General features: G+C 61.4%; 14 protein-coding genes. 11 read left to right on the top strand and 3 right to left on the bottom strand.

Annotation, left to right across the window (positions count from 1 at the left end; all coding sequences use genetic code 11):
• Nucleotides 1–18: 18 nt before the first annotated feature.
• Nucleotides 19–324: a nucleoside triphosphate pyrophosphohydrolase family protein gene (locus tag NBH21_RS01880; RefSeq protein ID WP_250912263.1), complete on the top strand. Its 306-nt coding sequence runs from the start codon at nt 19–21 to the stop codon at nt 322–324.
• A gap of 79 nt (nt 325–403) precedes the next feature.
• Here NBH21_RS01880 and tldD read toward each other — a convergent pair whose 3' ends face one another.
• Both tldD and NBH21_RS01890 read right to left on the bottom strand, forming a co-directional pair.
• Entirely contained in the window at nt 404–1819 is a 1416-nt protein-coding gene (gene tldD / locus NBH21_RS01885; protein ID WP_250912264.1) for a metalloprotease TldD, read from the bottom strand.
• Between the two features lie 129 nt (nt 1820–1948).
• Nucleotides 1949–2473: an invasion associated locus B family protein gene (locus tag NBH21_RS01890; RefSeq protein WP_250912265.1), complete on the bottom strand. Its 525-nt coding sequence runs from the start codon at nt 2471–2473 to the stop codon at nt 1949–1951.
• Nucleotides 2474–2804: 331 nt separating this feature from the next.
• Here NBH21_RS01890 and coxB point away from each other — a divergent pair, with 331 nt between their 5' ends.
• The 10 genes from coxB to ispH all read left to right on the top strand — a co-directional run bounded on the left by coxB (nt 2805) and on the right by ispH (nt 10910).
• Nucleotides 2805–3689: a cytochrome c oxidase subunit II gene (gene coxB, locus NBH21_RS01895; protein WP_250912266.1), complete on the top strand. Its 885-nt coding sequence runs from the start codon at nt 2805–2807 to the stop codon at nt 3687–3689.
• 14 nt (nt 3690–3703) lie between these two features.
• Nucleotides 3704–5368 (top strand): cytochrome c oxidase subunit I, encoded by a 1665-nt coding sequence (gene ctaD / locus NBH21_RS01900; RefSeq protein ID WP_250912267.1) that lies wholly within the window; start codon nt 3704–3706, stop codon nt 5366–5368.
• 83 nt (nt 5369–5451) lie between these two features.
• Nucleotides 5452–6408, top strand: a complete 957-nt coding sequence (locus NBH21_RS01905) for a heme o synthase (protein WP_250912268.1) — start codon at nt 5452–5454, stop codon at nt 6406–6408.
• Nucleotides 6405–6542: a hypothetical protein gene (locus tag NBH21_RS01910; protein WP_250912829.1), complete on the top strand. Its 138-nt coding sequence runs from the start codon at nt 6405–6407 to the stop codon at nt 6540–6542. Before NBH21_RS01905 ends, NBH21_RS01910 begins: the two co-directional genes overlap by 4 nt.
• A 24-nt stretch (nt 6543–6566) precedes the next feature.
• Entirely contained in the window at nt 6567–7169 is a 603-nt protein-coding gene (locus tag NBH21_RS01915) for a cytochrome c oxidase assembly protein (RefSeq protein ID WP_250912794.1), read from the top strand.
• 58 nt (nt 7170–7227) lie between these two features.
• A complete protein-coding gene (locus tag NBH21_RS01920; protein WP_250912269.1) occupies nt 7228–8103 on the top strand; it encodes a cytochrome c oxidase subunit 3 in 876 nt (291 codons plus the stop codon).
• 274 nt (nt 8104–8377) lie between these two features.
• Nucleotides 8378–8761, top strand: a complete 384-nt coding sequence (locus NBH21_RS01925; protein ID WP_250912270.1) for a DUF983 domain-containing protein — start codon at nt 8378–8380, stop codon at nt 8759–8761.
• A gap of 70 nt (nt 8762–8831) precedes the next feature.
• Entirely contained in the window at nt 8832–9500 is a 669-nt protein-coding gene (locus NBH21_RS01930) for an SURF1 family protein (RefSeq protein ID WP_250912795.1), read from the top strand.
• Between the two features lie 37 nt (nt 9501–9537).
• Nucleotides 9538–9906, top strand: a complete 369-nt coding sequence (locus NBH21_RS01935) for a DUF1304 domain-containing protein (RefSeq protein ID WP_250912271.1) — start codon at nt 9538–9540, stop codon at nt 9904–9906.
• Nucleotides 9906–10910 (top strand): 4-hydroxy-3-methylbut-2-enyl diphosphate reductase, encoded by a 1005-nt coding sequence (gene ispH, locus NBH21_RS01940; protein WP_250912272.1) that lies wholly within the window; start codon nt 9906–9908, stop codon nt 10908–10910. Before NBH21_RS01935 ends, ispH begins: the two co-directional genes overlap by 1 nt.
• A 149-nt stretch (nt 10911–11059) precedes the next feature.
• Here the strand turns inward: ispH and NBH21_RS01945 are convergent, their stop codons facing one another.
• The gene (locus NBH21_RS01945; protein ID WP_250912273.1) at nt 11060–11983 is read right to left on the bottom strand and encodes an SDR family oxidoreductase; all 924 of its coding nucleotides are present in this window, start codon (nt 11981–11983) and stop codon (nt 11060–11062) included.
• Nucleotides 11984–12092: the final 109 nt, after the last annotated feature.

The following is a 12092-nucleotide window of genomic DNA, read 5'->3' on the forward strand; positions in this document are numbered from 1 at the left end:
GAACATAAAGGGAACAAAATGATTCTCGACCTGATTGCGCAATTCGAGAGGGCATCGGCCAATTATGCCGCGGCCAATGGGGTGGAGCGGGATGCCGACTGGTTTCTGCTGAAGCTGGTGGAGGAGACCGGCGAACTGGCGCAGGTCGCCAACCGGATCAGTGGCCGCAGCCGGAGCAAGGGAATGAGCGAGGCGGAGCTCCATCGTCTGCTGGAGGACGAAACCGCCGATCTGTTCGGCCATGTGCTGCTTTTCGCCCGTCATCACGGAGTGGCGCTCGATGACGCGATCGAGCGCAAGTGGCGGTTCCGCCCGGAGAGCTGAGGGGCGGAACTCCGCATTTCAGGGATCTGGCGTGTAGAAGAGGGGCCGCCGTTCAGCGGACCCCGCTTGCCGCTGAGATTCAGGCCCGGGTGCCGCCGACGGTCACCTGGTCCATGCGCAGATGCGGCTGGCCGACGCCGACCGGAACCCATTGTCCGCCCTTGCCGCAATTGCCGATGCCCTTGTCGAGCATCATGTCGTTGCCGACCATGGAAATGCGCTTCATTGCTTCCGGGCCGTTGCCGATCAGCATGGCGCCCTTGACCGGCGCGCCGATCTTGCCGTTCTCGATCAGATAGGCTTCGGTGCAGCCGAAGACGAACTTGCCGGAGGTGATATCGACCTGTCCGCCGCCGAAAGAGACGGCATAGATGCCGTTCTTGACGGAGGAAATGATCTCCTCCGGCGTCTTGTCTCCGCCCAGCATGTAGGTGTTGGTCATGCGCGGCATCGGCTGGTGGGCATAGCCCTGCCGGCGGCCGTTGCCGGTCGGTTTCATGCCCATCAGCCGGGCGTTCTGCCGGTCCTGCATGTAGCCGACAAGGCGGCCGTTCTCGATCAGCACATTGTAGCCTGAGGGCGTGCCCTCGTCATCGACGTTGATCGAGCCGCGGCGCGCGTCGATGGTGCCGTCATCGACGACGGTAACGCCGGGAGCGGCCACCATTTCGCCCATCAGGCCGGCAAAGGCCGAGGTCTTCTTGCGGTTGAAATCGCCTTCGAGGCCGTGGCCGACGGCCTCGTGCAGCATCACGCCCGGCCAGCCGGCGCCGAGCACCACGTCCATGGTCCCGGCAGGCGCGTCGATCGCTTCGAGGTTGACGAGCGCTTGCCGTAGCGCCTCGTCCGCGCCGTTGCGCCAGCTTTCCTCCGAGAGGAAGTCGCCGAATGCCATGCGGCCGCCGGTGCCGAAAGAGCCGGATTCCTGCCGGTCGCCGGAGCCTGCCACGACGGAGATGTTGATCCGGGTCATCGGTCTGATGTCGCGCACCCGGTGGCCATCGGCGCGCAGGATCTCGACCACCTGCCAGCTTGCGGCAATCGAGGCGGTGACCTGCCGGACCTTGTCGTCCTTGGCGCGCAGATAGGCGTCGATCTCCGAAAGCAGCTTCACCTTTTCTTCGAAGGTCGGCGCGCCGATCGGGTTGTCCTCGCCGTAGAGCTTGCGGTTGGTGCCCTGCGGAGCCGCGGCATACGAGCCGCCATAGCCGCGGGTCACGGCGCCGACGGCATCGGACGCGCGTTCCAGCGCCGAGAGGGAGAGCTCGCCCGCATGGGCGTAACCGACGGCCTCGCCGGCCACGGCGCGCAGACCGAAACCCTGATCGGTGTTGAAGGAGCCGCCCTTGAGCCTGCCATTGTCGAAGGTCAGCGATTCCGCCTGGGCATGCTCGACGAAGAGTTCGCCGTCATCCGCGCCTTCGAGCGCCTTGGCGACGCTGCGGCGCAGCGTGTCCTCGTCGCAGTCGAAGAGGCTGAGAAGGTCCTGGGTCATCGTCGTGTCTCCTTGGGGCGTCTGTTCCCCGATGTAGGCGCATCGGCGGTCAACGGCAAGGCGCAGCGCGCAGGCGAAAGCCGGCGGCTGGCAGGTTGAAGTCCTATATTAGGGAATACCCGCCCCGGATCAGGGCAGGGCGTCATAGCCTTCGGCAAAGCCGGTAAGCTCGATCGGAATACCGACGCGATCCTGATCCGCCGATTCACGCAGTGCAAAGACTGCGTTCTTGCCGGCGCGCAGGATCTTCATCAGCTCGTCGTCGATCTCCACCTCGACATAGCAGCCCTCTGAGAAGCAGCGGGTGAAATAGGCGCGACCGATGTTGTTGTTGTCGACATAGAGTTCCATGCCGTCTTTCAAGAGCACGCCGAGCGGCGCCAGAATGCGCAGCACCTTGGCCTTGCGATCGGCGGTCTTCAGCACGACGACCGAAAGGCCGACTTCCGGCCGGTCGTCGGCGATGACGTTCTGCATCAGCGCGCACTGCTCGCCGGTCGCGCCGGCGGGCGTATCACAGATGACCGACCATGCGCCGTGATTGGAGCGGATCGTGCCGGGCTGCTGTTGCTGGCCATAGGCCGGCATCGAAAGAGCGGCGATCGCGATGGCGCTTGCGGTCAAACCCGACCGGAAAAGTCTCGGAAGACCCATGGGTACCTCTGGAAATCGAATCATCCCGGACATTCTTGTCGCCCGGACGGGGAAAATGAAAGCCCCGCACCGTCTTTTCCAGCCGAGTGAGGCATAATTGGGACCGTGGGTGACTTGGGGCCTGCAGGCTTTCACGCAGGGCGCGTGCATCCTTTGTTGCCTTGCAGCGAACGGGAGCGTTTTGGATTTGACGATGCGCAAAAATGCCGCGTCCAGTATTAGCCGAACGTATTGCGATTGTGGCCGATCTGTGGTTTGAAACATTGAGGATAGCATAAAATCTGCGTTTTGATTTGATTTGGATCAAACGCTTTTGGGAGAGACAACCGTGATGAAGAGAGCACGCGCAGCAGCGGCCGCCTTGGGCTGTCTGCTTTTCGCTTCCGGCAGTTTTGCCGATCAGCCGCAGCCCTGGCAGAGCACCCTGCAGCCGGCCGCGACCCCGATCATGGAGCAGATCCGCTGGTTCGAGCAATATACCCTGTGGTTTATCGTTCCAATTACCCTGTTCGTGCTATTTCTTCTGATCTTCGTGGCGATCAGGTTCCGGGCGAGCGCCAATCCGGTGCCGTCCAAGACCAGCCACAACTCCTTGATCGAGGTTGTCTGGACCGTTGGTCCGGTTCTGATCCTTCTCTTCTTCGCAATCCCTTCCTTCAATCTCCTGACCGCCCAGCTGACCCAGCCGGAAAATCCGGATCTGACGCTGAAGGCGACGGCCACCCAGTGGCAGTGGAACTATGAATATCAGGGCGACAAGGAGTTGGCCTTCGACAGTTATCTGTTGAAGGAGGAGGACCGCTCCGCCGCTGGCAAGGAAGACAAGTCGATCTATCCGCGGCTTTTGGCCGTCGACAACGAAATGGTGATCCCGGTCAACAAGACCGTACGCCTGCTCGTCACTGCCGCTCCGACCGATGTGATCCATTCCTTTGCAATGCCATCTTTCGGTGTGAAGATCGACGCCGTGCCGGGCCGCCTGAACGAGACCTGGTTCAAGGCCGAGCGCGAAGGACTGTTCTACGGCCAGTGTTCGGAGCTCTGCGGCAAGGACCATGCCTTCATGCCGATCGCGATCCGCGTCGTCTCTGAGGAGAAGTACACGGCCTGGCTCGATGCGGCCGGCTCGGATCTTGAGGGCGCCAACAAGGCGCTGATCGCGGCAGTGGACGGCGGGCAAAAGGCCGTCCAGCTCGCTGAAAACGTTTCGAACTAAGGGGAGTGAGGACGATGGCTGGAACTGTTGCCCACGACGATCATGCACACGACACCCACGACCACAAGATGAGTTTTGCGGATCGCTGGCTGTTTTCGACCAACCACAAGGACATCGGCACTCTCTATCTGATCTTCGCGATCATCGCCGGCATCATCGGCGGTGCGCTGTCTGTCGCCATGCGCGCCGAACTGCAGGAGCCGGGCATCCAGATCTTCCACGGTCTGGCTTCCATGGTCTACGGCTTCGAGGGCGATGCTGCCATCGACGGCGGCAAGCACATGTTCAACGTCTTCACCACGGCGCATGCGCTCATCATGATCTTCTTCATGGTCATGCCGGCGCTGATCGGCGGTTTCGCCAACTGGATGATTCCGATCATGATCGGCGCTCCGGATATGGCCTTCCCGCGCCTCAACAACATCTCCTTCTGGCTGATCGTTCCGGCCTTCCTGCTGCTGCTGATTTCGATGTTCGTCGAAGGACCGGCGGGCGCCTATGGCGTCGGCGGCGGATGGACCATGTATCCGCCGCTTGCGACCTCCGGCCAACCCGGCCCGGCAGTGGACCTTGCGATCTTCGCGCTCCACGTTTCCGGCGCTTCGTCGATCCTCGGCGCGATCAACTTCATTACCACCATCCTGAACATGCGCGCTCCGGGCATGACTCTGCACAAGATGCCGCTGTTCGCCTGGGCCGTTCTGGTGACTGCCTTCCTGCTTCTCTTGTCGCTCCCGGTTCTCGCCGGTGGCATCACCATGCTGCTGACCGACCGCAACTTCGGCACGACCTTCTTCGCGCCGGAAGGCGGCGGCGACCCGATCCTTTACCAGCACCTGTTCTGGTTCTTCGGTCACCCGGAAGTGTACATCCTGATCCTGCCCGGCTTCGGCATCATCAGCCACATCGTCTCGACCTTCTCGAAGAAGCCGGTCTTCGGCTACCTCGGCATGGCCTATGCCATGGTCGCGATCGGCGCCGTCGGCTTCGTCGTGTGGGCGCACCACATGTACACGGTCGGCCTGTCGCTTGCCGCCCAGCGTTACTTCCTGTTCGCTACCATGGTCATCGCGGTGCCGACCGGCATTAAGATCTTCTCGTGGGTTGCGACCATGTGGGGCGGTTCGCTTACCTTCCGCACCCCGATGGTCTGGGCGATTGGCTTCATCTTCCTCTTCACCGTGGGCGGCGTCACCGGCGTCCAGCTCGCCAATGCCGGCCTCGACCGTTCGCTGCACGACACCTATTACGTGGTCGCCCACTTCCACTACGTTCTGTCGCTCGGCGCGGTATTTGCAATCTTTGCGGCCTGGTATTACTGGTTCCCGAAGATGAGCGGCTACATGTACAGCGAGTTTCTCGGCAAGCTGCACTTCTGGGTCATGTTCATCGGCGTGAACATGGTCTTCTTCCCGCAGCACTTCCTGGGGCTTGCAGGCATGCCGCGCCGCTATATCGACTATCCCGATGCATTCGCCGGCTGGAACTACGTGTCCTCCATCGGCTCCTACATCTCGGGCGTCGGTGTCCTGATCTTCCTCTTCGGCGTGTTCGAGGCCTTCGCCAAGAAGCGCGTTGCCGGCGACAATCCGTGGGGTGAGGGTGCCACCACGCTGGAATGGCAGCTTTCCTCGCCGCCGCCCTATCACCAGTGGGAACAGCTGCCGCGCATCAGGTAAGCGCTGGCAACCGTCCCTCGACAAACGCAGGCGCCACAGTCCCATCGTGGCGCCTCGCATGAAATGAAAGACGGGAAAAGACAATGGCAGTCATCGACAATCGCGATACGCTCGGGTTCGAAGGCGAAGTCCGCCTTTCGGAGGCGGGTGCGCGCGATTTCTTCGCGCTTCTGAAACCGCGCGTCATGTCTCTCGTGGTCTTCACCGCGTTTGCCGGCCTTGTGCTGGCGCCGGGCCACATCAATCCCGTTCTTGGCGCCATCGCTATTCTTTGTATTGCAGTGGGTGCCGGTGCCTCCGGTTCGCTGAACATGTGGTATGACGCCGATATCGACGCCGTCATGAGCCGCACCGCGACCCGCCCCATTCCCGCCGGGCGCATTGCGCCGAACGAGGCGCTGGCTTTCGGCCTGGTGCTTTCCGTCTTCTCCGTGTCGATCCTCGGGCTCGCCGTTAACTGGTTCGCAGCCGGATTGCTTGCCTTCACCATCTTCTTCTACGCCGTCGTCTACACGATGTGGCTGAAGCGCTCGACGCCGCAGAATATTGTTATCGGCGGTGCTGCCGGCGCCTTCCCGCCCATGGTTGGCTGGGCCTGCGTGACCGGCGGCGTTTCGCTCGACAGCATCGTTCTTTTCCTCATCATCTTCCTCTGGACGCCTGCCCATTTCTGGGCGCTGGCGCTGTTCAAGATGCGTGAATACGGCGCGGTCGGCGTGCCGATGCTGCCGAATGTTTCCGGCGAGCCAACGACCAAGCGCCAGATCGCTCTCTATGCCGTCCTGACCGCCGTCACTGCCGTTGTGCCGACTGTCACGGGTCTTGCGTCGCTGTGGTACGGCCTGTTCGCCGGCGTTCTCGGTGCGCTTTTGGTGCTCTGTTCCATCGCCGTCTGGCGCATGCCTGACGGAGACGAGAAGATGTTGCCGGCGAAGAAGCTCTTTGGTTTCTCCATTCTCTACCTGTTCGCCATCTTCTCCGGCCTGCTGGTCGACCACTATGTCGCCTCGCTTGCCGCCATGTTCGGAGGCTCCGCATGATGGAAACGGTCAAGCTCAACGAAGCGCAAAAGAAATCCCGCCGCGGGCGCAACATTGCGCTCGGCCTCGTGCTCGCTGGGCTGGTGGTTCTGTTCTACGTCGTGACGCTGATCAAAATCGGCAACATGGGCTAGGTAAACGGGGAGGAGACCTTGACGATGACAACCGGAGAGACAGGGAAGGGACGGCGTGGTAACGGCACGATCCTCGTTGCTTGCCTCGTTTTCGTCGGCTGCATGGTGGGCGTGTCCTTCGCCTCGGTTCCGCTCTATCGCCTCTTCTGTCAGGTCACCGGCTATAACGGCACGACCCAGCGCGTCGAGCAGGCGTCTGACGTCATCCTCGACAAGAAGATCAAGGTCACCTTCGACGCCAATGTGTCGAATGGCCTGAACTGGGATTTCAAGCCGGTCGAGCGCTCGATCAATCCGCAGATCGGCGAAACCGTCCAGATCAGCTACACCGCGACCAATCGCTCGCCCTATGCGACCAAGGGACAGGCGGTGTTCAACGTCACGCCGATGGAAGCGGCTGCATACTTCAACAAGGTTCAGTGCTTCTGCTTCACAGAAACGGAGCTGAAGCCGGGCGAGACGCTGGAAATGCCGGTCGTCTTCTTCGTCGATCCCGCCATCACCGAGGCGGTCGAGACCAAGGATATCGGCACGATCACGCTTTCCTATACCTTCTATCCGGACAAGGGGGAGAAGCCAGTGGCTTCGGTCTTGCCGCAGGATGGGACTGAGAAGCCGAAATTATGAGAGGAGGGGTCCGGTTCGCCGGGCCCTAGGGAAATTTTGACATTCGGGGATTGCTGAAATGGCCGAAGCGCATCAGAAACATCACGACTACCATATCATTGCTCCGAGCCCGTGGCCGATCACGGCATCGCTCGGAGCATTCCTCATGACCTTCGGCGGCGTCGGCTACATGCGCTACCTGAATGGTGGTTCGTTCAAGCTGTTCGGTCTCGAACTCGCCCATCCGTGGCTATTCTTCATCGGCCTGGCCATCGTTCTCTACACGATGGTCGGCTGGTGGGCGGATACCATCAAGGAAGCCCATGAGGGCGCCCATACCCGCGTTGTATCGCTGCACCTGCGCTACGGCATGATCATGTTCATCGCTTCTGAAGTGATGTTCTTCGTCGCCTGGTTCTGGGCCTTCTTCGATGCCAGCCTGTTTCCCCACGAGGCGATCCAGGCGAGCCGTGTGGAATTCACCGGCGGTCAGTGGCCGCCGAAGGGCATCGAAGTTCTCGATCCCTGGCATCTGCCGATCTACAACACCGTGATCCTGCTGCTATCCGGCACCTGTGTCACCTGGGCTCACCACGCGCTTCTGCATGGTGATCGCAAGGGGCTCGTCAACGGTCTCGCGCTGACGGTTATCCTCGGCCTGCTGTTCTCCTTCGTGCAGGGCTACGAATATGCCCATGCGCCGTTTGCCTTCAAGGACTCGATCTACGGTTCGACCTTCTTCATGGCGACCGGTTTCCATGGCTTCCACGTCATCGTCGGCACGATCTTCCTGACCGTGTGCCTGCTACGTGCCGCCAAGGGCGATTTCACGCCGAAGCAGCATTTCGGCTTCGAGGCTGCCGCCTGGTATTGGCACTTCGTCGATGTGGTCTGGCTGTTCCTGTTCTTCGCCATCTATATCTGGGGCGGCTGGGGCGCGCCGCTGGCCGGCTGAGGCATCATGAAAAGATGAAATCGAACGGCGCCTGCGGGCGCCGTTTTTCTTGGGCTAACCGGAATGGAGGCCGCATTTTGGGATGCCGGTACGAGCGATATAACTGGGTATGACAACGCCTGAGGCGAGTGCCTCACGTCGTCGCCCCGGCATGCTGGCGCATCGGCCTGAAAATCGGAGTGGCTTTTCGGAAGGCCCGATGCGTAGATACAGGAGTTTGGAGCGTCCTTTACGCGTCCGAATGGACGCATGGCGCTTTACGGGAAGGAAGATCATGAGTGAGGATAATGCGCATTTCGCCCCGGTCGATCCGGTGAAGGCCGGGCTTTCGGCATGTTGCCCGCGGTGCGGGCAGGGGCGTCTGTTCGATGGCCTGACCAAGCTCAAGCCCCGTTGCAGCAATTGCGGGCTCGATTATTCCTTTGCCGATTCCGGCGACGGTCCGGCGATCTTCGTCATCCTGCTCGCAGATCTCATCGTGGTCGGTCTTGCGGTCTGGACGGAGATCAACTATCAGCCGCCGGTCTGGCTGCATTTCGTGCTCTTCGGCCCCATGGCGATCTTCGTATCGCTCTGGCTTCTCCGGACCATCAAGGCGCTCTTGATCGCGCTTCAGTACAAGAACAGTGCCGCGCAGGGAACGATCGACCGTGGTTGACACTGGGGTTCCCGGCCGCAAGAGCGGCGGCTGGCGTTTTGCCGTGATCGTCGTCGCGGCGTCGGTTGCCATGGCCATCCTGCTTTCGCTCGGCACATGGCAGGTCCAGCGTCTCCACTGGAAGGAAGCGCTGATCGCCGATATCGAGGCGCGTCGCCATGCCGATCCGCTCGATGTGGCAGGCCTTGAGGCCGTGCTGCGCGAGGGTGGCGATGTCGATTATCGGGCCGCCCGCGCCGAAGGCCGCTATCTCAACGACAAGGAACGACATTTCCTCGCGACTTTCAATGGCGAGGCGGGCTTTTACATCTACACGCCGCTGGCGCTTTCCGACGGCCGCTATCTCTTCGTCAATCGCGGCTTCGTGCCCTATGACCTGAAGGAGCCCACGAAGCGGACGCAAGGCGCGCTGCAGGGCGATCAGATTGTCTCAGGCCTTGCCCGCGCCCGGCTGGCGAGCAAGCCGGGCTTCATGGTGCCGGACAATGACGAAGCGAAGAACATCTTCTACTGGAAGGATCTCGATCGCATGGCCGCAAGCGTCGGCCTGCCGGAAAACACAGTGCTGCCGTTCTTCCTCGATGCCGATGCGACGCCTGTGCCGGGAGGCCTGCCGCGCGGAGGGGTGACCCAGATCGACCTGCCGAACAGTCACCTGCAATATGCGATCACCTGGTATGGACTGGCCTTCGCGCTGGCGCTCGTCTGCGCCTTCGCCTATGTCCGCCGAAAGAATTGATAAGACCGCAGTTTTCGGCTGAAGGGGAGGGGAAATAATGATCACTATTGCAAATATTCTCGTCGCACTCGTGGCGCTCGAACATGTCTATATTCTGGTACTGGAGATGTTTCTCTGGACGAAACCGCCGGGGTTGAAAGCCTTTGCCATGAAGCCGCAGCAGGCGGAGGCGACGAAGGTGCTTGCCGCCAATCAGGGGCTTTACAACGGCTTCCTGGCGCTCGGTCTTTTCTGGTCGCTCGCGCATCCCTCACCGGAATTTGCATTTCAGCTCAAGCTGTTTTTCCTTGGCTGTGTGTTCGTTGCTGGCCTATATGGGAGCGTGACGGCTTCGCGGAAGATCCTCTATATCCAGGCGCTTCCCGCTGTCGTCTCCTTGATCCTCGTGCTGCTGGCAGGCCATTGATGAATGTGAACGTCTCCCGATCGCCCCTGACGATAAGGCTTTGCGGCCCGCGCGGCTTCTGCGCCGGCGTGGACCGCGCCATCCAGATCGTCGTGCTGGCGCTGAAGGGCTATGGTGCGCCTGTTTATGTGCGCCACGAAATCGTGCACAATCGTTATGTCGTCGAGGGGCTGGAAGCCAAGGGCGCCGTCTTCGTCGAGGAACTGGACGAGATCCCGGAAGAGCATCGTGCGCAGCCGGTCGTCTTTTCCGCCCATGGCGTGCCGAAATCCGTGCCGGCGGATGCGACCGCCCGCAATCTCTTTTATCTCGATGCCACCTGTCCGCTGGTGTCGAAGGTGCACAAGCAGGCCATGCGCCACCAGCGCCTCGGCCGCCACGTCATCCTGATCGGCCATGCGGGCCATCCGGAAGTGATCGGCACGATGGGGCAGTTGCCCGAGGGCACGGTTTCGCTGATCGAGACCATCGAGGATGCAGAAGCCTATGAGCCCGCCGATCCCGACAATCTCGGCTATGTCACCCAGACTACCCTTTCAGTGGATGATACGGTCGGCGTCATCGCCAAGCTCCGCGAGCGCTTCCCGAACCTCAACGACCCGTCGGCCGATAGCATCTGCTACGCCACGACCAACCGGCAGGAAGCCGTCAAGCAGGCAGCCCCCGGCTGCGATCTCTTCCTGATCGTCGGCGCGCCGAATTCGTCCAACTCGAAGCGGCTGGTCGAGGTCGCCCTGAAGGCCGGCGCAAAACAGTCGCTCCTGGTGCAGCGCGCTTCCGAGATCGATTGGGATGCAGTCGGCCCCATCCGCTCCGTCGGCCTCTCCGCCGGTGCGTCAGCTCCCGAGGTCATCGTCAACGAGATCATCGAGGCCTTCAAGGCCCGCTACGACACCACCGTCGAACTCGCCGAATTCTCCATCGAAAACGAGCATTTCCTCGTCAATCGCGAATTGCGCTCGATCGAACTCACCCACGAAGACATGGCGTGGGTAAATGGGTGAGTTGCGACGGCGTAGCCGGAAAAACGATCCAGTGAATCGTTTTTAGCAACGAACGCGCTGAGCCTTAGCGAAGCGCCGGGCTACGGTTCCGCATATTCCCATCCGGCGTAGCCGGAAAAACGATCCTCTATCGGAACGTTCCGCCTGTTTTATTCGCCCGCGCCCCGCCGCGCCTCTTCTTCAACAGGGAAATATGCCGGCCTGTCGAGGTCGGCGATCAGGCCCGGTTGTACCGGTTGCCAGCCAAGGATCTCCCGAGTCCACTGGCTGGAAGCCCGGCTGTCCATCGCGGCGAAATGCTGGAACCAGCCAAAGTGCTCCGCTGCTTCCTCCGCTGACTTGCCGACCACGGGTATGCTGAGGCGGCGGCCGATGACTTCGGCGATGGAGCGGAACGGAATGCCTTCCTCATCCACCGCATGATAGCGCGCGCCGGCCGTAGCATGTTCCAGCGCCAGCCGGAAGACGCGTGCGGCATCGAGCCGGTGGACGGCCGCCCAGTGGTTTGTGCCTTCGCCGATATAGGCGGAGACACCGGTTCGCCGGGCGATATCGATGAGAAGTGGCACGAAACCATGGTCGCCATCGCCATGGACGGAGGGCGGAAGCCGCATGACCGCGACGCGAACGCCTTGCGCGGCTACGGATGCGACCGCCTCTTCGGTCGCCACGCGGGGAATTGCGGCGGAGGTGGGTACGTTGTCCGCCTCTGTCGCAAGGCGAGGGCCTGCCAGCAGGCCAGTGCCCGACGTTACGATCAACGGCCGGTCCGATCCGATCAGCGCCGAACCGAGCGCCTGGACTGCGCGCCGGTCGTTTTCGCAGTTTTCCTTGAACTTCGAGAAGTCGTGATTGAATCCCGTATGAATGATGCCATCCGCAAGCGCGGCACCCCGCACGAGACTTTCCGTATCCTCGATATCGCCGCGATGAACCTCCACGCCCGCGGCAAGAAGTGCGGCGGCCGACGCGTCGGACCGTGCCAGCCCCAGGACGCTGTGCCCTGAGAGGAGCAATTCCCGCACCACGGCCGAGCCGACGAAGCCTGTGGCCCCAGTTACAAAAACACGCATGATCTTCACCTTCCTGTTCTGTGCGGCGCCAGAAACCGCATGGGTGACAGGATAGTTCGTTGCTGCGGACGATCTATGCGTTATAATCCGTAGTATCTTTTCAATCGTC

It is taken from the genome of Ciceribacter sichuanensis (assembly GCF_024055605.1).
GTDB classification, from domain to species: Bacteria; Pseudomonadota; Alphaproteobacteria; order Rhizobiales; family Rhizobiaceae; genus Allorhizobium; species Allorhizobium sichuanense.

What these genes read in the sequence shown, in the direction of transcription:
- coxB (WP_250912266.1), top strand. Translation starts at nt 2,805, where the DNA reads ATGAAGAGAGCACGCGCAGCAGCGGCCGCCTTGGGCTGTCTGCTTTTC.
- NBH21_RS01880 (WP_250912263.1), top strand. Translation starts at nt 19, where the DNA reads ATGATTCTCGACCTGATTGCGCAATTCGAGAGGGCATCGGCCAATTAT.
- ispH (WP_250912272.1), top strand. Translation starts at nt 9,906, where the DNA reads ATGAATGTGAACGTCTCCCGATCGCCCCTGACGATAAGGCTTTGCGGC.
- NBH21_RS01905 (WP_250912268.1), top strand. Translation starts at nt 5,452, where the DNA reads ATGGCAGTCATCGACAATCGCGATACGCTCGGGTTCGAAGGCGAAGTC.
- NBH21_RS01930 (WP_250912795.1), top strand. Translation starts at nt 8,832, where the DNA reads ATGGCCATCCTGCTTTCGCTCGGCACATGGCAGGTCCAGCGTCTCCAC.
- NBH21_RS01920 (WP_250912269.1), top strand. Translation starts at nt 7,228, where the DNA reads ATGGCCGAAGCGCATCAGAAACATCACGACTACCATATCATTGCTCCG.
- ctaD (WP_250912267.1), top strand. Translation starts at nt 3,704, where the DNA reads ATGGCTGGAACTGTTGCCCACGACGATCATGCACACGACACCCACGAC.
- NBH21_RS01935 (WP_250912271.1), top strand. Translation starts at nt 9,538, where the DNA reads ATGATCACTATTGCAAATATTCTCGTCGCACTCGTGGCGCTCGAACAT.
- NBH21_RS01910 (WP_250912829.1), top strand. Translation starts at nt 6,405, where the DNA reads ATGATGGAAACGGTCAAGCTCAACGAAGCGCAAAAGAAATCCCGCCGC.
- NBH21_RS01890 (WP_250912265.1), bottom strand. Translation starts at nt 2,473, where the DNA reads ATGGGTCTTCCGAGACTTTTCCGGTCGGGTTTGACCGCAAGCGCCATC.
- tldD (WP_250912264.1), bottom strand. Translation starts at nt 1,819, where the DNA reads ATGACCCAGGACCTTCTCAGCCTCTTCGACTGCGACGAGGACACGCTG.
- NBH21_RS01925 (WP_250912270.1), top strand. Translation starts at nt 8,378, where the DNA reads ATGAGTGAGGATAATGCGCATTTCGCCCCGGTCGATCCGGTGAAGGCC.
- NBH21_RS01945 (WP_250912273.1), bottom strand. Translation starts at nt 11,983, where the DNA reads ATGCGTGTTTTTGTAACTGGGGCCACAGGCTTCGTCGGCTCGGCCGTG.
- NBH21_RS01915 (WP_250912794.1), top strand. Translation starts at nt 6,567, where the DNA reads ATGACAACCGGAGAGACAGGGAAGGGACGGCGTGGTAACGGCACGATC.